Origin of the sequence: Streptomyces sp. 4N509B, assembly GCF_052245655.1 — a bacterium.
Lineage (GTDB): Bacteria > Actinomycetota > Actinomycetes > Streptomycetales > Streptomycetaceae > Streptomyces.
The window spans coordinates 167,625-186,481 of record NZ_JBQQBZ010000003.1; the positions used below are offsets into that span (position 1 = coordinate 167,625).

Annotated in this window: 19 protein-coding genes and 1 pseudogene; 11 read left to right on the plus strand and 9 right to left on the minus strand. The window is 74.2% G+C overall.

Annotation, left to right across the window (positions count from 1 at the left end):
• Positions 1 to 90 precede the first annotated feature (90 nt).
• From ACTWP5_RS05100 to ACTWP5_RS05115, 4 genes are all read right to left on the minus strand, one after another.
• On the minus strand, positions 91 to 318 hold the full coding sequence (locus ACTWP5_RS05100) for a hypothetical protein (RefSeq protein ID WP_443219505.1): 228 nt from the start codon (positions 316 to 318) through the stop codon (positions 91 to 93).
• A 256-nt stretch (positions 319 to 574) separates the two neighbouring features.
• Entirely contained in the window at positions 575 to 2,296 is a 1,722-nt protein-coding gene (locus tag ACTWP5_RS05105; RefSeq protein ID WP_443219506.1) for a CotH kinase family protein, read from the minus strand.
• 327 nt (positions 2,297 to 2,623) lie between these two features.
• Positions 2,624 to 3,490, minus strand: a complete 867-nt coding sequence (locus ACTWP5_RS05110) for a polyphosphate polymerase domain-containing protein (RefSeq protein ID WP_443219507.1) — start codon at positions 3,488 to 3,490, stop codon at positions 2,624 to 2,626.
• Positions 3,487 to 4,116 carry a DUF4956 domain-containing protein gene (locus ACTWP5_RS05115; protein ID WP_443219508.1) on the minus strand — a complete coding sequence of 210 codons (630 nt, stop codon included), beginning with the start codon at positions 4,114 to 4,116 and terminating at the stop codon, positions 3,487 to 3,489. The genes ACTWP5_RS05110 and ACTWP5_RS05115 overlap by 4 nt, the downstream gene beginning before the upstream one ends.
• A gap of 590 nt (positions 4,117 to 4,706) precedes the next feature.
• On the opposite strand from ACTWP5_RS05115, the gene ACTWP5_RS05120 reads away from it, so the two are divergent.
• The 4 genes from ACTWP5_RS05120 to ACTWP5_RS05135 all read left to right on the plus strand — a co-directional run bounded on the left by ACTWP5_RS05120 (position 4,707) and on the right by ACTWP5_RS05135 (position 8,212).
• Positions 4,707 to 5,165: a pyridoxamine 5'-phosphate oxidase family protein gene (locus ACTWP5_RS05120; RefSeq protein WP_443219509.1), complete on the plus strand. Its 459-nt coding sequence runs from the start codon at positions 4,707 to 4,709 to the stop codon at positions 5,163 to 5,165.
• Positions 5,166 to 5,311: 146 nt separating this feature from the next.
• Entirely contained in the window at positions 5,312 to 6,577 is a 1,266-nt protein-coding gene (locus tag ACTWP5_RS05125) for a sensor histidine kinase (RefSeq protein ID WP_443219510.1), read from the plus strand.
• A gap of 209 nt (positions 6,578 to 6,786) precedes the next feature.
• Complete coding sequence (locus tag ACTWP5_RS05130; protein ID WP_443219511.1) at positions 6,787 to 7,335, plus strand: hypothetical protein; 549 nt, start codon at positions 6,787 to 6,789, stop codon at positions 7,333 to 7,335.
• A gap of 172 nt (positions 7,336 to 7,507) precedes the next feature.
• Entirely contained in the window at positions 7,508 to 8,212 is a 705-nt protein-coding gene (locus tag ACTWP5_RS05135; protein WP_443219512.1) for a response regulator transcription factor, read from the plus strand.
• A gap of 75 nt (positions 8,213 to 8,287) precedes the next feature.
• Here ACTWP5_RS05135 and ACTWP5_RS05140 read toward each other — a convergent pair whose 3' ends face one another.
• Both ACTWP5_RS05140 and ACTWP5_RS05145 read right to left on the minus strand, forming a co-directional pair.
• A complete protein-coding gene (locus ACTWP5_RS05140; protein WP_443219513.1) occupies positions 8,288 to 8,701 on the minus strand; it encodes a hypothetical protein in 414 nt (137 codons plus the stop codon).
• Positions 8,698 to 9,021: a hypothetical protein gene (locus tag ACTWP5_RS05145; RefSeq protein ID WP_443219514.1), complete on the minus strand. Its 324-nt coding sequence runs from the start codon at positions 9,019 to 9,021 to the stop codon at positions 8,698 to 8,700. The genes ACTWP5_RS05140 and ACTWP5_RS05145 overlap by 4 nt, the downstream gene beginning before the upstream one ends.
• A 242-nt stretch (positions 9,022 to 9,263) precedes the next feature.
• Here ACTWP5_RS05145 and ACTWP5_RS05150 point away from each other — a divergent pair, with 242 nt between their 5' ends.
• From ACTWP5_RS05150 to ACTWP5_RS05170, 5 genes and pseudogenes are all read left to right on the plus strand, one after another.
• Positions 9,264 to 10,256, plus strand: a complete 993-nt coding sequence (locus ACTWP5_RS05150; RefSeq protein ID WP_443219515.1) for an LLM class F420-dependent oxidoreductase — start codon at positions 9,264 to 9,266, stop codon at positions 10,254 to 10,256.
• A gap of 320 nt (positions 10,257 to 10,576) precedes the next feature.
• Positions 10,577 to 10,891 (plus strand): annotated as a pseudogene (locus ACTWP5_RS05155) (STAS domain-containing protein); the annotation flags it as partial.
• A 252-nt stretch (positions 10,892 to 11,143) separates the two neighbouring features.
• The gene (locus ACTWP5_RS05160) at positions 11,144 to 12,184 is read left to right on the plus strand and encodes an ATP-binding cassette domain-containing protein (RefSeq protein ID WP_443219516.1); all 1,041 of its coding nucleotides are present in this window, start codon (positions 11,144 to 11,146) and stop codon (positions 12,182 to 12,184) included.
• Between the two features lie 41 nt (positions 12,185 to 12,225).
• Positions 12,226 to 12,996, plus strand: coding sequence for an ABC transporter permease (locus tag ACTWP5_RS05165; protein WP_443219517.1), 771 nt, complete (start codon positions 12,226 to 12,228; stop codon positions 12,994 to 12,996).
• 18 nt (positions 12,997 to 13,014) lie between these two features.
• Positions 13,015 to 14,106: an alpha/beta hydrolase gene (locus ACTWP5_RS05170; protein ID WP_443219518.1), complete on the plus strand. Its 1,092-nt coding sequence runs from the start codon at positions 13,015 to 13,017 to the stop codon at positions 14,104 to 14,106.
• Between the two features lie 142 nt (positions 14,107 to 14,248).
• On the opposite strand, the gene ACTWP5_RS05175 is transcribed toward ACTWP5_RS05170, so the two are convergent.
• A complete protein-coding gene (locus ACTWP5_RS05175) occupies positions 14,249 to 15,217 on the minus strand; it encodes a SigB/SigF/SigG family RNA polymerase sigma factor (protein WP_443219519.1) in 969 nt (322 codons plus the stop codon).
• A 243-nt stretch (positions 15,218 to 15,460) separates the two neighbouring features.
• On the opposite strand from ACTWP5_RS05175, the gene ACTWP5_RS05180 reads away from it, so the two are divergent.
• Positions 15,461 to 15,880, plus strand: coding sequence for a DoxX family protein (locus ACTWP5_RS05180; protein ID WP_443219520.1), 420 nt, complete (start codon positions 15,461 to 15,463; stop codon positions 15,878 to 15,880).
• Between the two features lie 142 nt (positions 15,881 to 16,022).
• Positions 16,023 to 17,168 (plus strand): MarP family serine protease, encoded by a 1,146-nt coding sequence (locus ACTWP5_RS05185; RefSeq protein WP_443219521.1) that lies wholly within the window; start codon positions 16,023 to 16,025, stop codon positions 17,166 to 17,168.
• Between the two features lie 96 nt (positions 17,169 to 17,264).
• On the opposite strand, the gene ACTWP5_RS05190 is transcribed toward ACTWP5_RS05185, so the two are convergent.
• Positions 17,265 to 17,852: a dihydrofolate reductase family protein gene (locus ACTWP5_RS05190; RefSeq protein WP_443219522.1), complete on the minus strand. Its 588-nt coding sequence runs from the start codon at positions 17,850 to 17,852 to the stop codon at positions 17,265 to 17,267.
• Between the two features lie 132 nt (positions 17,853 to 17,984).
• Entirely contained in the window at positions 17,985 to 18,794 is an 810-nt protein-coding gene (locus ACTWP5_RS05195) for a histone deacetylase (protein WP_443219523.1), read from the minus strand.
• Positions 18,795 to 18,857 lie beyond the last annotated feature (63 nt).

The following is an 18,857-nucleotide window of genomic DNA, read 5'->3' on the forward strand; positions in this document are numbered from 1 at the left end:
GGTTCCGGGACCGGGGCTCGTTCCGAATGCCGAGGCGGAGCATGGCAGCTGGAGCGCGCTCCAGGGCAAGCCGTCACGTCCCCCGGTCGTTCAGCCGACGGGCGGGGCCGCCTGGCGGCGGAGCGCGACCCGGGACGCGGCGGCGCCGGGCGCGGTGCGCCAGTACGGGTGCCACCAGATCCGGGTCGACAGGCGCAGCAGGCGTCGTCGCAGCACGGTCGTGCCGTGCCGCCCCGGCGCGGCGAGCGCCCGGTACGTCGCGTGCCACTCGCGCTGCGCGCGGATCAGGTCGTCGGGGAAAGCGTCCGTGTCCTCCATAGCGATGAATTAGATCACGTGTTCGAATATCTACCTCGGGAGGCCAGGCCACGCACGCGAACGTGACCTTCACGCCGAGCACCCGCGAGGCGTTCGACGCCGATCCGGCGGTGTCCCCGTGGCGGGCGGCCCGTCGGGAGACGGACCGTTGGGAGACGGACCGCCGTGGGCGACACGCGGACCGCCGTGGGCGACACGGCGAGCGCCCGGCCCCACCCCCGGGTGGGGGCGGGGCCGGGCGGTGTGGTGGACAGGCTCAGAGCGCCTGGTCGTCGGCGTCGGGCCGCCAGCCGGAGCCGTCGAGCCAGGTGATGCGCTCGGTGAGCCACTCCTCGAGGATGTCCACCTGCTCCTGCCAGGTCTCCGAGGTGGGGGTCACGAAGGCCCCGACCATGGACGAGGAGAGGTTCGGCCACTTCTCGAAGTTCCGCTCGGCGGCGTCCGCCAGCGGCGCGGCAAGCTCGGCGACGCGGGTCCGGAGCGCGGCGTCGGACAGCAGGCCCTGGCGCAGTTCCTCCCAGCGGGCGTCGACCTGCTCGGAGAAGGCCGGGATGTTCATCAGCCGCAGGTACCAGTCGTTGCCGACCGGGTACCGGGTCTGCTCGAACTGCCAGCCGGCGGTCTCCTGGTTCTCGAAGTACCCGCCGACGCCGAAGGTGAGGTCGAAGTCCCACAGCGGGCCCGCGACGATGGGGCCCTCGCGGTCCTTGTGGAAGTACGTGCTGCGGATGTAGGAGTCCATGCCGCGCGACAGCTCGTTGAGGATGACCTGGTCGACGAAGGAGCCGGTGTCGATGTAGGCCGGGTATCCGGTGTCGGGGTCGGCGGGCGTCTCGCCGTGCAGGGCGTCGTGGAACTCCTGGACGTGTCCGGTGAGCCACTCCAGCTGCTCCGGCTGGAGGTCGCCGGGCTCCTTGACCTCCAGGTCCTGCCAGCAGGTGGCGGCCGGGCCGGTGCACGGCAGCGTCGGCTCCTCGGAGGCCAGCCACTCGGACGCGAAGACGTAGCCGCCGGTGACGGCGGGCGGCGTGACGTCCTCCTCCTCCAGCTCCGCGAGGTCGAGCCGGTCGGAGTTGATCTTGATCGTCTCGACGATCATGTAGACGCCCTGGTAGTCGGCTGCCGCCATCGGCTGGTCGTCGAGGTTGAGGTAGACCTCGACGAAGCGGTAGCGGGGAGCCGCGAGGCCCATGGCGCGGCCCAGGTCGTAGACGAGCGCCTCGCGGATCAGGCTCTTGTCGGTGAACGGGCCGCGCAGCACCCAGTCGGAGTCGGCGGGCATGCCGAGGACCGGGTGGTCGGCGTCGTCGTCCTCGTTGTCCCACAGCTCCAGGCGGTAGGGGGCCTTGGCGAAGGTGGAGGAGGACTGGCCGCGCAGGTGGAAGCCGGCCCGGGAGGCGACGGCGGGGGCGTCGGCGACCGAGGCGGTGCCGTCCGCTCCCGGCTCCATGATCATGGTGGCGACGTCCTCGTACTCCCGGCCCGGCTTGCCGGCGCCGTAGGCGTCCATCACCAGCAGCGGCAGGTCGTGGGCGGCCTGGGCGACGCCCGCGGTGGAGGCGACGTAGAGGGCCGTGCCCATCGCGCCGGTGGCGGCGCCGTCGACGAACGGCTGGGCGCGCAGCTGCGTGGTGGCGGTGAGGCGCAACGGCTCGCCGTCGTAGGCGGTCGAGGTGGCGGTGGGGGGCGTGCCGTCGGTGGTGTAACGGATCGTCGCGTCCGCCACGGTGGTGGAGAGGGCGACGTCCACCGCCTCGCTGAAGGTGCCGCTGGGCACCGAGAAGGTGATGTCGCCCGTCAGGTCCGCCTGCCGTGGGGCGGCGGCGCCGGCCGGCGCGGGGGCACGGTCGTCGGCCGGCGGGTCGTCGGCGGCGCCGGCCGCCGCGCCGCCCATGACGAGGGACGTCGCGGCGAGCAGGGCCACCGCGGCCGTCCATCGTTGACGCGCCCATCGTTTCTGCTTCCTTCGTGTGCGCACAGCGCTACACCTCACTCCGTGTCACGTCGTCATGTCGGGAAGGCCGGCCCGTCCGCGGCCGTCCGCGCCCGTCCGCGGCTGCCTCGGGCGCCGGCGCCGCCGCGTCGAGCGGGCGGCGGCATGCCGGGGGCCTCGGGTGGTGCCGGGTGGTGCCAGGTGGTGCTGGGTTCCGAGAGTTGAGGGCCGAGAGCTGGTCCCCGAGAACCGGGTGCGGGGTGCGGCCGGGCGGCCGGGCGGCCGAGCCACGACGTCCCCGCGTCTCGTGTCCCGCGCCCCGTGTCCCGCGTCCCGTGTCCCGCGTCCCGGGGCCCCGTCGGTCCCCGCGCCTCAGCCGGCGGTCACCGCGTCGGTCAGCTCGGGGAGGCGGACCTCGGCGAGGGGCACGGCGCGGCGGACGCTCGGCGGCATGTCGCGCCGCAGGGTGCGCCGCCACGGCGTGGCGGGCAGCTGCGGGCGCAGCGCGGCGAGCCCGGTGGTGTACTTCGAGATCCGGCAGGGCCGGTACCGCCCGCGCCACAGCAGCCGGTCGACGTGACAGGCCCGCGCCCCCGTCTTCGTCTCGACGACCGCCGTCTCGGGCAGGCACAGCGCGCGCTCGCCGTCGTGCCAGGTCAGCCCCAGGTCGATGGTGACGCGGCTGTCGGACTCCGGAAGGTGGAGCGTGGTGCGCCGGTACCGGGTGGTCAGCGTCGGCACGAAGGTGAGGTCGTGCCCGGCGGCGACGCGGTTCTCGGCCAGCGTGGCGTCGACGAAGGAACGCCCCGGGGCGAGCGTGCCGTGGTCGTCGGGGGCGTGGGGCAGCCGGTGCTTGACGGTGTCGCCACGGCGGCCCCTGACCTTGACCTCCAGCCAGCACTCGTCCGACTCCTCGTAGACCCGGGTGCGGACCTTGAAGCGGCGGGGGCGACGGTGGGCCGCCATGCGGTAGGCGAGGAGGTCGGGGGTGTCGAAGTACAGGGAGCGGTAGGCGAAGCCGCGGACGCCGTCGATCTCCAGCACGCGGGTGGTGGGGGGCAGCAGCGCCAGCAGCTCGCGGACCTCGGTCACCGGGAGGAGGTACTTGCGGTCGACGCGCGTCTGGAGGGAGGCGCGGGCGACGAGCTCCTCCAGGCTGGTCGACGGCAGCCCGGCGAGCGCGGCGAGCACGGGGCCGAGGGACGGTGACGCCGTGGCGACGACCCCGCCGGCGGTCACGGCTGCACCGCCGCGGGTGTGTGGGGCGTCGTCGCCTCCACGCGGGGCGGGGCGGCGGGCCGGGGGCGGGCTCCGGGTGTGGAGCGGTACCGGACGTCGACCACGGTGGTGTCGTTGACGAGGTCGAGGCGCTGGACGGAGACGCTGTGGACCCGGCTGCCGAGGGTGTGCTCCAGGTGGGCGACGAGCGTGGCGTGGTCGGGTATCGCGACGTCGAGCACGATCACCTGGCGGCGGTGCTGGCGCAGCAGGCGCGGGTGGTCGCCGACGTACAGCACGGCCAGGATGACGGCCATCAGCGTCGCGGAGCGCCACTCCTGTTCGGTCTCCCAGGCACCGAGGATGCCGAGGGCGAGCGCGGAGAAGTAGTAGGCGACCTCGTGCTGGTCGAGCTCGGTGGAGCGGAGCCGGATGATCGACAGCACGCCGAAGAGCGCCATCCCGAGGCCGAGTCCGGTGGCGGCTCCCCCGGCGGCGCTGAGTGAGCTGGCGACGGCGAGGACTCCGATGTTGACGCCGAGATAGGCGACGACCAGGTCCCGGCGACGGTGCCGGGGAAAGTACAGCGCGAAGACCAGGACCGACACCGCGACGATGTCGCTGAGCCAGAGGGCGAACTGCGCCATATCGCGTCCTTCCCGTGAGTGTGGGGTGTCTGGGAGGTGAATCAGCGATGGCCTGTCGATGACGTGGATTACGAGAGAGAACCGTATGGGGCGCTCCCGCGTGGCCACCACGTCACTTCACGGCCGATCGTGCTTCGGAAAAGTGCGTGGTCAGGACCGGAAGGCTCGACGGGCGGCGGGGCGGCGCCGGGGACGCGGAACGGTCGCGGGGCAGCTCAGGGCGGGTGGCGGTGGGCCCGGCGACGCGGTCACCCGGCATGGCTTGAAGTGTTCACTTCAGCTCACCTCCGGAAAAATTCCGGAAGATTTAACAGAGCAAGGAGGGCTGCTGACGCCGCGTCAGGTCACCCTACCCGTGCTCAGAGCCCCGCGAGGCCGACGCGGGTAGAGCCGGGCGAGGCGCGGACGTGCTTCACTCAGGATGAACTACCGGAAACTTTCCGGTACGGAGGGGCGGCGAACTCCCGCCGGCGCCGGGAGAGCCCGCGAGCCGGGGGCCGCCTCAGCCGCGCCGGCGACCGCGAGTGACACTACTGACCGGCACGACGCGTCGCGCCACCTCAGAGCACCTCACGGAGGGGACCCGTCAGATGACCACGCCACAGCCCCGGAGCCCGCGGCAGCGCAAGGAGGACACGCTCCACCGCCTCGCGCACGACGTCGACGCCTGGGTGGCGACGGCCTCGCCCGACGGCGAGCCCCACCTCGTGCCGCTGTCGTTCCTGTGGGACGGCACCGCGCTGCTGATCTCCACGCCGGTCACCACCCCCACCGGCCGCAACCTCGTCGCCACCGGGCGGGTTCGCGTCGGCATCGGCGAGACCCGCGACGTGGTCCTCGTCGAGGGCGGCGTGACGGCGTTGGACGTCGACGAACTCACCCAGGAGACCGGCGACGCCTTCGCCGAGCACACCGGCTTCGACCCCCGCACCCTCACCGCCCACTACCGCTACTTCAGGATCGTGCCGCGCCGGGTGCTGGCCTGGCGGGAGGCCGAAGAGCTGAAGGGCCGGGAGCTGATGCGCGACGGCGAGTGGCTCGTGGACTGACCCCGCCGCCCGGGTGACCGCCCGCCGCGACGCCCGGCGAGGCGGGCCGACGCGGAGTGAGGCTGGCGCGACGCGGGCGCGACGCGGGCATCCGCTACTCCCCACGTCGTACGCGGACGCCCCGCCCCGCTCCTACCGTGGGCGGGGTGAGCACCCCGAGAAGAGTCCAGCTCAGGGACGCGGCGCTGGTCGCGGCCGTCGGCGGCCTGACCGCCGCCGACCTCGCGTCGAACGTCTCCGGCAGCCGCGAGGACGACTGGTTCAGCTGGCTGGTCTACGTCCTGTCGCTCGCCGCCCTGGTGGTCTGGCGCGCCGCCCCGTTGACCTCCGCCGTCGTCACGGGCGCGGGCGCGGCGGCCTGGACGCTGTACGGGCACGTCGGTGAGCTGCTGAACCTGCCGGTGATGCTCGCGCTCTACGGCGTGGCCGTCGGCCCCGGCGCGGGCCGGCGCCGGTCCGCCGTCACGGGCGCGGTGGCGGCCCTGGCCTCGGGCGTGGTCGCCGTCGTCTCGGGGCAGGAGGAGGGGCGGCCCATCCCCTCGCCGGTCGCCGACATGATCTGGCCGCTGATCCCGCTGCTGCTGGGCGAGGTGGTCCGCAGCCGGCGCGAGCTGACCGAGCACCACCTGGCGCGGGCGGAGCTGGAGGCGGCGCGCCGGGTGCGGGAGGAGCGGGTGCGGATCGCGCGGGAGCTGCACGACGTCGTCGCGCACACCGTCTCGGCCATGACCGTGCAGGCGGGCGTCGCGCTCGACGCGTTGGACCGGCGGCCCGAGCTGGCCCGCTCCGCGCTGCGGCAGGTCCGCGCCTCCGGCCGCGAGGCGGTGCGGGAGCTGCGGGCCACCGTCGCCGTGCTGCGCGAGGGCGACGAGCCGGGCCCCGACGCCGCCACCGGCGACGGCCCGAGCAAGCGCACGGGCACGGGCACCGGCACCGGCACCGGTCCGACGCCGCGGCTGGACCACCTTCCCGAGCTGGTGGAGCGGACGGTCGGCGCGGGCGACCGGCTGCGCGTCACGCTCGACACCGCGACCGGGGACCGGCCGTTCCCCGCGGCGGTGGAGCTGGCGGCGTACCGCATCGTCCAGGAGGCGCTGACCAACGTGCTCAGGCACGCCCACGCCCGGCACGCCGCCGTGACGGTGAGGGCGGCGGCCGGCGGCGGCCCGCTGACGGTCGAGGTCGTGGACGACGGGACGAACGACGCTCCCGCCGCGAGCCCGGGATTCGGCCTCCTCGGCATGCGGGAACGCGCCGCGGCCGTCGGCGGCACCCTCGTCCACGGTCACGTGCCGGGCGGCGGCTTCCGGGTCCGCGCCGAACTCCCCGTGGCCGAGCTTCCACGGGACCCGCGGGACGAGCCCGACCGCCCGGACGCCACGGGCGGGCCGGACGCGGCGTCCTCGCCCTGACCACGGGCACGGGCACGGACACGGAGCGGCCCCATAATCTCCTCGAACTCGATGATGTTCAGCCTTCACTTTCCTGGCGCTTTCTCAGCACTTTCCCAGTGCTTTCCTCAGCGCCCCGGAAGCCCTTTGCGAGTGGAATTTCCCCTACGCATTCACTAGCGTGATGTCCGCTCAACCGATCATCGCACCAAATGACGGGGGAAACACCTGTGCGCACACGAATGCATCTGATCGCTCCCGCCGCCGCGATCGCGGCGGCCCTGCTGCTCACCGGATGCGGCGACGACGAGGGCGGCGGCGGTCCCGGCGCCGGCGGCCTGGTCTCGGGCGGCGGGAGCGAGGGATCGGGTGAACTCCCCGAACTCCCCGACCCGGAGCTCGAACTGGAGACCACCGGCGGCGGCATCGGCGGCGACTCGGGCGGCACCGCCGGCGGCGGTGGCGGCGGCGAGGCGGGCTGGTACGCCCACTGGGAGGCCAACGGCGTCACCCTCTACACCACCCCCGACGGCGTCCTCTACGGGAATTCCACGACGGGCGAGGTCTGCACGCAGGACGTCGGCCTCTCCGGTTCCCTCGACTGGGAGCCGGTCCTGTTCTCCTGCGAGCCCTCGGGATTCGCGAACGTCACCCTGCGGCTCAACGGCGAGACCATGGCGATCGAGTGGGACCAGCAGACCGAGGAGGTGACGAAGGTCGAGGACCTCACCGGCCAGACCGTCGACCTCGCCTCCCTCGAAGCCACCATCCTCAACTGAGGCGGGGCCGACGCCCGACGCGTCGGACCGTGGGTGCCGGGGCCAGGCCGGACCCGGAGCCGGGCGGCGGCGTCTCCCGGCTCCCCCGGGCACCACGGCTCCCCCGGCACCACGGCACCCCCGGCACCCCCGGTCCCGAACGTCGCGGCGTGACAGCCCGTAGGCTTCTCGCGTGACCGCGCAGCGTCCCGAGGAGCCCGGCGCAGGACGGGTGAGAGTCGTCCTCGCCGACGACCAGACCGTCGTCCGCGCCGGCTTCCGCGCCCTGCTCGACCTGACCGACGACCTGGTCGTCGTCGCCGAGGCCGCCGACGGCGCGCGGGCGATCGAGGCGGTGCGCACCACCCGCCCCGACGTGGTGCTGATGGACGTGCGCATGCCCCGCGTGGACGGTCTGGACGCCACCCGTCGCATCGCCGCCGACCCGACGCTGGCGGCGGTCCGCGTGCTGATCCTGACGACCTACGAGGCGGACGAGTACGTCTTCGAGGCGCTGCGCGTCGGCGCCGCCGGGTTCCTGCTGAAGGACGTCGACCCGGACGAGCTCCGCGACGCGATCCGCACCGTCGCGGCGGGCCAGAGCCTGCTGGCACCGGCCGTCACCCGCCGCGTCATCGAGGAGTTCGCCCGCCTGCGCACCCCCGTCACCGACGGCGCCGCCCGCCTCGCGCCCCTGACGGACCGCGAGCGCGAGGTGCTGGCCCTCGTCGCCGCCGGCCTGTCGAACGAGGAGATCGGTGCCCGCCTGCTGATGTCCCCGTTGACCGCCAAGACGCACGTCAGCCGCACCATGGCCAAGCTCGACGCCCGCGACCGCGCCCAACTCGTCGTCATCGCCTACGAGACGGGCCTGGTCCGCCCCGGCGAACACCGCTGACGCCCGGAGGGCGACTGCCGGACGGCGGCGGCGGCCTGACGGCGGCCCGAGGCCGACTGCCCGACGGCGGCCCGTTCACCCGAGGCTGAAGACCTCGATGGCGTCGCCGAACCGGAGGTACCGGTCGGGGGTCGTCGTGTACACGGTCCTGTCCGCCGACATGGCCAGGGAGGCGGTGTGGGCGGTGGCGATGTCGTCGAGGTCGTGGCGGCGCATGGTGGCGGCCACGGCCGCGACGGCGGCCATGTCGAGCGGACGTATCAGCACCGAGGGGCCGCAGCGGGAGAGCAGCAGCTCCAGCGCGGCGCGCGCCTGGTCGGCCTTGTCCCGCTCGACGAGGACGAGTTCGGTCTGCGGGACGCTGACGCTGACGGCCTGACGGCTCCACCGGTCCGCGAGCACCTCGTGCTCGATGCGGTAGCTCCTGCCCAGGTCGGTCAGGAAGCTGGCGTCGAGGACGACGCCCGAGACGCCGTCTGACATCATCACGCGGCGTCGCGCTTCCCGCGTGAGGTGCGGGACGCCAGGTACTCCTCCAGGCTGAGCCGGGTGCGGCGGTTGGTGACGTCGTCGGCCCACTGGCGGGCGAGCTCGACCTCCTCCTCGTCGAGGCCGAACTCGGCGCGCAGCCGCTCGCCGCTCTCGCGGTGCCGGCGCTCGCGGTCGATCTGCTCGGCCATGGCCCGGGAGGCGAAGGCGGAGACCGACTCGATGGAGTGGGCCTGCTTCATGTCCCTGAGCTCCTCCGCGAGCGCGCGCGGCACGGTGATGCTGATGCGCTCGTACTCGGGTGGTCTCTCGTCAGCCATGGGCCGGATATTACCAGCGGGCCTCCCAGTAGGACTGGAGCCGCGCGCCGGGGAGAGGACCCGGGTCAGATCCCGCAGGACCGAACGGGCCCGGACCGGAGGAAACGAGAGGGAACGAGATCAAAAAGCTACTGGTGAGTTCCCGTTTCTTGCCGGTTCTGACCGGTTCCGCCCAGCCGCCGGACGCCTACCCTGGCGCCAAGGGCATGGCAGGGAGGTTCGAGATGGGCGTGGACAGGAGCATGACCACCAGCGTGGATCTGGGGAACGGCGTCAGCATCGGCGTGAGCGTCGTCGCGGCCTCACGGGAGGACGACCGGCCGCCGTTGGAGGCCGTGCGGGTCGCCGAGGTGGCGGACCGCTTCGGGTACGGGGAGGTGTGGCTCGGGGAGGGGCCGACGTGGGACGCGTTCGTGCTGGCGACGGCGGTCGGGCTGCGGACCGGGCGGGTCGCGTTGACGGCGGGCCCGGTGGCCGTGTCGGTGCGGGACGCGGCGACGATCGCCCGGGGCGCCGCGGGCGCGGCGGCGCTCGTCGGGCGGCCGGTCGGGGTGGCGCTCGGCGCGTCCAGCGTCCGCGTGGTCGAGGGGGTCCACGGCCGCTCGCGGGAGGGGGTCACGCGCGTGCTGGGCGAGACCGCCGAGGCCGTGCGGCGGCTGATGAGCGAGGCGTGGGACGACTGGGGCGAGGGCTTCAGGCGGCGGCTCGGGCCGCCCGGCGGGCCGCTGACGGTGGCGGCCTTCGGCGAGCGGGCCGTCGGCATCGCCGCGGCGCACGCCGACCGGATGGTGCTCGACATGGTGTCCGTGGCGCAGGTGCGTGAGCTGCGGCGGCGGCTGGACGAGGCGAGCGCGCGGGCCGGCCGCGCGAAGCCGCCGCGGCTGGCGGCCTGGCTGCCGGCGGCGGTCGACCCCGTCGACGCGTCGTACGAGCACGTGCTGCGCGGCGTCGCCGGATACCTGACGGTCCGTGGATACGCGGAGGTCTTCGAGGAGGCGGGCTACGGCGAGGCGGTGGCGCTGGCGCGGGACGGGGCGCCGATGGCGGAACGGCTCGCCGCGCTGCCGCGTGAGGCGGCGAGCGTGCTGGGGCTGCTCGGCGACGCGGTGACGGTGCGGGCGCGGCTCGCGGACTACGCGGCGGCCGGCCTGGACGAGGTGGCGATCGTGCCGGCGACGATGGGCGACCCGGACGGGGAGCGCACGCTCAAGGCCCTCGCGCCGAACAGGAGCTGACGCCCCGCCAGCCCAGCCCTCGCCGTGCCCGGCCCCCTTTTCCCGCCGTGGCCTGCCCGGCGCCGCCCTTCCCGCCACGCCCAGCAGCACCGTGCCCGCGCACCCCGCGTTCTCCGCGAGGTGGAAAACCGGTAGGTAGCTGACTCGGGGGTAGCAGAAACCTCTGACGGGCGGTCGGTGGAACCGAGCGCGACACCCGTCGCGCCGCTGTAGTGTTAGCGGCCCACAATTCGCTGTCAGTGCTGACTGATAACGCCGGCGGGGGCGTAGAGGACAGGAAGAGGGGAACGGCAGTGGAGGACATCCGGCTTGAGTCCGTCGTGGCCGGCGACGACGGGGACCGCGCTGTCGTGCGGGTCGCGGGGGAGCTCGACGCCTACACCGCGCCCCGGTTGCGCCGGCGGATGAGCGAGCTCGTCGACGCGGGAACGGTCCACCTCATCGCGGACATGCGGGGGGTCGACTTCATGGACTCGACCGGCCTCGGCGTGCTGGTGGGTGGGCTCAAGCGGGTGAGAGCGCGCGAGGGCACGCTGGCGCTGGTGATCCAGCAGGAGCGGATCCTGCGGATCTTCCAGGTCACGGGCCTCACGAAGCAGTTCCCGATCCACGCGACGGTCACGGCGGCGATCGCCGACGACGAGCTGTGGCAGAAGGAGATCGGCGACGTCGAGGGCTGGTGCGGCAGCAACGGGCTGACGTAGCGGCCGACCGACTGACCGACTGACCAACGGACCGACGGCTTGGCCGACGGCCGGCCGACGGCTGACGGGGTGCCCGTCCGCCGTACGGACCCCCCGGGGTCCTCCGCGCGTACTCCGGCGGGAGCAGGAGCCGACTCCCGCCGGCGGATGTCGCCCTTCCCACCGCTGCCTAGCGTCGGGGGCATGACCAGCGGACACGTCGTTCACAGGGACGGCAGAGACGGCACAGACGGCACAGACGGCGGCGGCGGCGGGCGCGGCGCCGCGCGGATCGAGGCCCGGGGCCTGACCAAGCGGTTCGGGTCCACCACGGCCGTCGACGGCCTGACCTTCACGGTCATGCCGGGCCGCGTGACGGGGTTCCTCGGGCCGAACGGCGCCGGCAAGACCACGACCCTGCGGATGGTCCTCGGCCTCGACGCGCCGAGCGCCGGCAGCGTCACCGTCGGCGGCCGACCGTACGCGCGGCTGCGCGAGCCGCTGCGCGTCGTCGGCTCGCTGCTCGACGCGCGCGGCGTCCACCCGGGCAGGACCGCCCACGCCCACCTCGCGGGCCTCGCCGCCAGCAACGGCATCCCGCGCCGGCGGGTGGAGGAGGTGCTGGCGGTGGTGGGCCTCGACGGCGCCGCCGTGACGCGGCGGCGCGTCGGGGGCTTCTCGCTCGGCATGGCGCAGCGGCTCGGCGTCGCGGCCGCGCTGCTGGGCGATCCCGAGGTGCTGATCCTCGACGAGCCGGTCAACGGCCTGGACACCGACGGCATCCGGTGGATCAGGCAGCTGTTGCGCGGCCTGGCCGCCGAGGGGCGGACGGTCTTCCTCTCCAGCCACCTGATGAGCGAGATGGAGCTGACCGCCGACCACCTGGTGGTGATCGGGCGGGGCCGGCTGCTGGCGGACGCCCCGGTGCGTGAGGTCATCGCCTCGCGGTCGGCGGTGCGCACGGTGGTGCGCGGCCCCCTGGCGGAGGCGGGCCGGCTCAGGGAGACCCTGGAGGCGGCCGGCGCCCGCGTCGAACCCCACCTCCCGCGGGGCGAGGGGGACGGGGAGCGCGAGAGGGGCGGCGAGCGCTGGCTGGTGTCCGGGCTGGACGCGGCGGCCGTCGGCGAACGGGCGCGCGCGGCCGGGCTCGCGCTGCACGAGCTGACGCCGCTCCTCGCGTCGCTGGAGGAGGTCTACACGGCGATCGCCGCTGACCAGGGCGAACACCAGGCGGGTGGGCGATGAGTACCAGGACGACGACCGGGACGACGACCATGACGAGGGCCATGACGGGGACCGGGACGAGGACGGCGAGCGAGCGGTTCGGGCGCGCGCTGGCGTACGAGTGGATCAAGTTCCGCAGCGTGCGCTCCACGGTGTGGACCACCGTCGTGATGGCGCTGCTCCCGGTGCCCGGAGCGGTGTTCGTCGCCGCCACCGAGAGCCTCCAGCCCGACGACACGGTGCTGGGCGGCAGCCTCACGATCGCCGTCCCCGCGATGATGCTGGCCGCGGTGGTCGGCGCGCTCGTCGTCTGCGGCGAGTACGGCAGCGGCGGCATCCGCACCACCTTCGCCGCCGTGCCGCGCCGGGAGGTGGTGCTCGCGGCGAAGGCCGTGCTGGTGGCGACGGTGCTCTACGTGCTGGCGCTGCCGTCCTGCGCGGCGGCGTACCTGGTGGGCGACGCGATGCTCGGGGACGACCACGCGCAGGGCGACCCGTTGCCGGCGTTGTTCGGCGTCGCGGGCGCGTTCTCCGTGGCCGGGCTGCTCGGGCTGGCCGTGGGCGCGATGGTGCGGCACGCGGCGGGGGCGGTCACCGCCGTCGTCGGCGTGCTGGTGCTGCCGTCGATGCTGGGCCCGCTCCTCGGCGGCGCCGAGCGCTGGGTGGCCGGCGTCTCGCCGACCGCGGCGCTGGAGAAGCTGACGCAGAGCTCGGACGCGACGGCCGACGCGGTGGGCAGCCTGGCGGCGTGGCCGTCGTTGCTGCTGGTCACCGGATACACGGCGGTCGCGCTGCTCGCGGCGGGTGTGTTGCTGCGGCGGCGCGACGTCTGAGGGAGGGAGGCTGACGAGATGAACGAGAAGGACGCTTTCACGCCGGTTCACCCTGATGTGAGCCGACGCGGCTTCACGGGGGTCGCCGCGGTCGCCGTGGGTGTCGCGGGTGTCGCGGGTGGCACGGGCGCGGCGCTCGCCGCGGCGACGGGGACCGCGCGCGCCGAGGGTGGCGGCTCCCGCCGCGGGACGACGGGCGGCGCGCGGGTCGTCGGCGAGACGTGGCACGACGAGCGCACCCTGGAGCTGACCGTCGACTCACCCGCGCTGGCCGCCACCGAGTCCGTGGTGCTGCTCGTGCCGGACGGCTGGCGGCGGCGCGGCTCCGGGCGGCGCTGGCCCGTGGTCTACCTCCTGCCGGGTGGCGACGGCGACCCGTGGCGTTGGCTGTTCCAGCACGGCGCCGAGCAGGTCGAGGAGCTGCGCGAGGTGCTCGTCGCGATCCCCGGCATGCCGCTCTTCGGCTTCTACACCGACTGGTGGAACGGCGGCGAGGGCGGCCCGCCACGGGTGGAGACGTTCCACGTCCGCGAGGTGATGCCGCTGCTGGAGCGGGAGTACGGCGCGGACCGGCGGCGGGTGGCGATCGGCGACTCCCAGGGCGGCTTCGGCGCCCTGGCCTACGCCGGCCGCCATCCCGGGATCTTCCGCGGGGTCGCGGCGTTCAGCGCGGGCGTCCACCCCCTGGCGCACGCGGACGTGTGGCTGGCGGGAGCCGCGTTCGCCGGGATCGACGGCCTGCGCGTCTGGGGAGACCCGGTCGCGCAGCGCGAGGTCTGGACGGCGCACGACCCGTACTACCTGGCAGGGCACCTGAAGGACATCCCGGTGCACCTCTCCTGCGGCGACGGCACCCTCGGGGTGCTGGACCCGCCCGACACGGAGCCCGACCCCTTCATCCCGGGGACGGAGGAGTGGGTCGAGCGGCTGCCCGACGACGTGCTCTCGTTGACCGAGGCCATCTGCGGCATGGAGTCGCGGGCGCTGGCCAACCGGCTGATCGCTCTCGGCACGCCCGTCACGGCCCGCTTCTACCCGGGGACCCACGCCGGCGACTACCTGTGGCGCGAGCTGCGCGTGGCCGTGCCGCCCCTGCTGGCCGCCCTGTGAGCCCGCCGGCCGCCCCTGGGGCGTGCCCGCGGGACTCGCGCCGGACGCGGCGCCGCTTCGCGGGCACGCCCCGAGGGGCCAGGGCGCGCGACTCCTCCGGGGGCGTCGAGCCCTGACGTTCGGGCCCGGGTGCCCCCGACGTTCAGCCGTTCTCGACCTCGTCGTGGATGCGCGTGCAGATACGGTTCAGCAGGCGGGAGACGTGCATCTGCGAGATGCCGAGCTCCTCGGCGATCCTGCTCTGCGTCTTCTCCTCGAAGAAGCGGAGGTAGAGGATGCGCTGCTCCCGCTCCGGCAGGTCGCGCAGCCGGTCCCTCACGGCCTCGCGGTCCACGACCACGTCGTAGCCCGGATCGGGCATGCCCAGGGTGTCGCTGAGGGTGTACCCCTCGCCGACGCCCGGCAGCTCGGCGTCGAGGGAGAGCGGGCTGTAGCTCTCCAGCGCCTCGAGGCCGATCGTGACCTCCTCCTGCGTCAGCCCGCTGCGCTCGGCGATCTCGGCGACGCTGGGGCCGTGGTCGTCGACGCGGCAGTCGAGCTCGCGGCGGGCGGCGCGCACCCGGTTGCGGAGCTCCTGGGTGCGGCGCGGCACGTGGACGCCCCACAGGTGGTCGCGGAAGTGCCGCTTGACCTCGCCGACGATCGTGGGGACGGCGAAGCTCTCGAAGGCGCTGCCGCGCCGGGGGTCGTAGCGGTGCACCGCCTTGACCAGGCCGAGCGCCGCGACCTGTTCGAGGTCGTCCAGCGACTCGCCACGGTCGCGGAAGGTGCGGGCCAGACGGCCGGCCATCGGCATCCAGGCGCTGATCACGTCGTCGTAGAGCTGTTCGCGCTCCGGGCACGGGGGCAACTCGGCGATGCGGCGGAACTGGGGCGCGGTGTCGGGGGCGTCGTCGTGGGGGTGCCGCTGCCGGCGGGTACGCCGGGCGTCGCGGCGGGTGTCACGGCCGGTGTCGCGGCGGGTGTCGCGGCGGCCGTCACGTCGCGTAGCGGCGCGACGCATGCCGTCACGGCTGTCCCGGGGGCGGTCCGACCGGGACTTCCGTCGGGCGTCCTGCCTGGTGTCCTGCCTGTTGTCCTGCCTGGTCGTGGTACGAACCGGCACGGTCATGGCAACCCTCCCAAGGCGTTTCGGAGACTGTTGTCGACTACGTTCGGTGCCCAGTCGTTCCTTATACCCGTCCTCCAGTAGTATCAGCCGATTTGCAGCAGAGTGCGACAGCACGCACAGACCGTGGCAGCGAGGCGCGAGGCGTGTGACGGCCATGCGAGGAAGTCGTGCGAGCGAGGGTGCGGCCGGCGGACAGCGGTGGGAACCTGACAGCAGTACCGTCCCTCGGAGGCTGGAGGCCCCATGGATGTCCTGGTACTGATAGGGCGCGTCCTCTTCGCCGCCCTCTTCCTCAACTCGGCCGTCGGGCACCTCACCCACACGCAGGCCATGGCGGGATACGCCGCCTCCAAGAAGGTGCCCTCGCCGAAGGCCGCCGTGCTCGCCTCGGGCGTGGTCCAGGGCGTGGGCGCGCTGATGATCCTGCTCGGCGTGTGGCCGGACCTCGGCGCGTTGCTGCTGGTGCTCTTCCTCGTGCCGACGGCCGTGCTCATGCACGACTTCTGGGCGGCTCCCGACGGCGAGGCCCGGCAGAACGAGATGATCCAGTTCCTGAAGGACATCGCACTCGCCGGCGCCGCGCTGATGCTGATGGCCTTCTTCGCCCACGTCGACACCGACCTCGGCCTGACCCTGACGGGATCGCTTTTCAGCATCGACTGAGCCGGCGCGGGCAGGCTCGGGCCGGAAGGGACTGGCTGGGTCCGGCTCGGCCGGCTCGGGACCGGCGGCGGAACCCCCGGAGGGGCCCGACCGTTCGATTCATGACGAAGAGGACGATCGACGTGGTGGCGGGGAGACGCCGGTGAACGTGCTGGACGTGGCACTGCTGGTCGCGGTGGCCCTGTTCGCCGTGACGGGGTACCAGCGCGGCCTCGTCGCGGGCGTCATCTCGCTGGCGGGCTTCGTCGGCGGCGCGGCCCTCGGCGTGTGGCTGCTGCCCTTCGTCGTGGACCCGATGGAGCCCGAGACGCTGGGGTCCACCTTCGTCGCGCTCCTGGTCGTGCTGCTGCCGGCCGCGGCGGGACAGGCGCTGACCTGGCCGCTGGCCGAGCACCTGCGCCAGGCCATCACCCTCACCCCGGTCCGCTGGCTCGACGGCGTGGGCGGCGCCCTGCTGAACACCGTCGCGGTGCTGCTGGTCGCCTGGATCGCCGCCAGCAGCCTCGCGCCCACGCCCTCCCCCGGGCTCAACCGCGCCATCCAGGGATCGGCCGTGCTCGGCGGCGTGCAGGACCGCATGCCGGCCCAGGCGCCCACGTGGTTCAGCCGGGCCTCCGACGCGCTCAACGAGGCCGGCTTCCCCCAGGTGTACAACCCGTTCGAGAACATCCCCGCCGCCGAGGTGCCCGCCCCCTCGGGGGACAACGTCACGCCGGCGGCGGTGGCGGCGGCCCAGCGGAGCACCGTGAAGGTGGCGGCCACCTCGGGCATGACGGGCCAGGCGGGCAGCGGCTTCGTGCTGGACGACGAGGAGGACCTCATCCTCACGAACGCGCACGTCGTGGACGGCGCCAGCGCCATCTCCGTGCAGGTGGGAGGGGCCGGCGAGCAGCTCGTGGCCGAGGTGGTCCTCCTCGACACGGACACGGACGTGGCCGTGCTCCACGTGCCGGGGCTCGACGCGCCCGCCCTGACGCTGACGGACGGCGAGGCCGAGGCCGAGCGGGGCGACCCGGCCGTCGTCGCGGGATACCCGGAGGACGGTGGCCTCGACCTCCAGGCGGCCACCGTCGCCGGACGGTCGGAGGCGCGGGGCCAGGACATCCACGGCGAGTCCGTCGTCACCCGCGAGATCTACACGGTCCGCTCCCTGGTCCGCCCGGGGAACTCCGGCGGCCCGCTGCTGACCACCGACGGGCAGGTCTACGGCATGGTCTTCGCCCGCTCGGTCACCGACTCCGACACCGGGTACGTCCTCACGGCCGACCAGATCCGCGCGGTGCTCTGAGCCGCGGCGCGACGGGGGCCGACGCGCGCCGGCCGCGGGCCGGAAGACGCCGGTCGTCCGGAGCAGCCTTGTCCCGGACGGTCGCCCGTCCCGCGTTCACCCGTCCCGCAGCACGCGCCACCGCAGGTGCACCGCCGAGGTGGTCCGCACCGACGCGACGGTCTCCAGCCGGACGTGCTCCTCCCCCAAGCCCTCGAACAGCCGCAGTCCGCCCCCGAACAGCACGGGCACCAGGTGGACCGAGATCTCGTCCACCAGCCCCGCCCGGACACACTGCCGTATGCAGTCCGCGCCGCCCATCACGGACACGTCCCTGTCCCCGGCCGCGGCCCTCGCCTCCCGCACCGCCGCCTCGACGCCCCCGGTCACGAACGTGTACACGCCGTCCTCTGGCACCTCCTCGGGCGCGCGGTGGGTGACGACGAACACCGGCAGCCGGGCCGGCCCGGTCGGGCCGTCGGCCTTCCACCAGCGGATCGAGTCGTCGTAGGTGCGCCGGCCGGCCACCACCGCGCCGGCGCCGGCGCCCCACCCGGCCATGAGCTCGCGGTCGAGCTCGTCACCGTCGAACGCCCACGCGTGCAGCCGCTCACCGCCCTTCCCCAACGGCTCGTCCGGGGTCCGCCCCGCGGCGGTCACGAACCCGTCGAGCGACATGCTGATATCCGCGACGACCTTGCCCACGATGTGTCTCCTCCGGTCGGGAGCCCGGGACGACCGCCCACGCTCCGCCTCACCACCTCACCCGTAAAGACCGGGCAGGGAAGGGAAAGTCATCGGTGCGGGCGCGCCGGCCGGGGCGCGCCGGCCCGCTCCTCAGCGCGGGTCACCCGGCCAGGCCGGACGTCGACCCACCGCCCGCTGCCCCACCGCCCGCTGCCCCACCACCGGACGCCCGGCCAGCCGCTCCGGGCCGCCACCACCACCGCCGCCGCCCGACTCCTCCTCCGTCACGCCCTCCAGCACCTCCCTGACCGCCTCCGGCGTCCACACCCCCCGCGCCCCCGGCCGCGTCGCGAGATACCGCGCCGCCCGCTCCGCCGACCAGCCGTGCGTTGTCATCAGCCCCGCCCCCAGATGCCGCAGGTACCCGGCGGCCGGCGCGTTGAGCGGCAGGTGGCCGCTGTCCCAGCCGCGCGGGGCGGTGAACGTCACCACCGGATGCCCGGCCAGCGACCCCGGGCAGACCAGCGTCTCGTACCGGCCGGGGCCCAGCCGCGCGCGACCGGTGCGCAGCGCGCCGCTCAGATCGAGATCGCGGTCCGGCGGGCGGCCCATCTCCTGCGCGGCGACGTCAGAGAACTGACCTCCCGTCAGGAGATAGGCGGAGACGGGCGTCTCCAGGCCCGCCGGGTGGGGGTCGAAGAACGCCCTGCCGCCACCCCACACCGCCGACTCGGTGGCGAAGAAGAGGAGCCCCGGCAGGACGAGCGGCACCACGCGCTCGGGCGGGCGGGGGTCGCGGCAGCCGGGGTGGGCCAGACGCCCGCCGGGCGGCCTGCCGCCGCGAAGGTACCGGGTGAGGCGCGGCGGGTGCATGTTCGAGCCGTAGGCGGCGTACCACACGCGCTTCGGACAGCGAATCCTTGATGACCGGTCGGGGAACTCCCGCGACATTTCTACCATCTGGTCGTCCTTAAGGAGATACTCGCCTGCGGCCCACGACACCCGCAGCATCCCCAGGAGGAC

Bases quoted from the DNA above. Each gene is read 5' to 3' on its own strand.
- ACTWP5_RS05100 (WP_443219505.1), bottom strand. From the start codon at position 318: ATGGAGGACACGGACGCTTTCCCCGACGACCTGATCCGCGCGCAGCGC.
- ACTWP5_RS05165 (WP_443219517.1), top strand. From the start codon at position 12,226: ATGACGGGGACCGGGACGAGGACGGCGAGCGAGCGGTTCGGGCGCGCG.
- ACTWP5_RS05120 (WP_443219509.1), top strand. From the start codon at position 4,707: ATGACCACGCCACAGCCCCGGAGCCCGCGGCAGCGCAAGGAGGACACG.
- ACTWP5_RS05170 (WP_443219518.1), top strand. From the start codon at position 13,015: ATGAACGAGAAGGACGCTTTCACGCCGGTTCACCCTGATGTGAGCCGA.
- ACTWP5_RS05145 (WP_443219514.1), bottom strand. From the start codon at position 9,021: ATGGCTGACGAGAGACCACCCGAGTACGAGCGCATCAGCATCACCGTG.
- ACTWP5_RS05175 (WP_443219519.1), bottom strand. From the start codon at position 15,217: ATGACCGTGCCGGTTCGTACCACGACCAGGCAGGACAACAGGCAGGAC.
- ACTWP5_RS05160 (WP_443219516.1), top strand. From the start codon at position 11,144: ATGACCAGCGGACACGTCGTTCACAGGGACGGCAGAGACGGCACAGAC.
- ACTWP5_RS05195 (WP_443219523.1), bottom strand. From the start codon at position 18,794: ATGGTAGAAATGTCGCGGGAGTTCCCCGACCGGTCATCAAGGATTCGC.
- ACTWP5_RS05180 (WP_443219520.1), top strand. From the start codon at position 15,461: ATGGATGTCCTGGTACTGATAGGGCGCGTCCTCTTCGCCGCCCTCTTC.
- ACTWP5_RS05150 (WP_443219515.1), top strand. From the start codon at position 9,264: ATGACCACCAGCGTGGATCTGGGGAACGGCGTCAGCATCGGCGTGAGC.
- ACTWP5_RS05115 (WP_443219508.1), bottom strand. From the start codon at position 4,116: ATGGCGCAGTTCGCCCTCTGGCTCAGCGACATCGTCGCGGTGTCGGTC.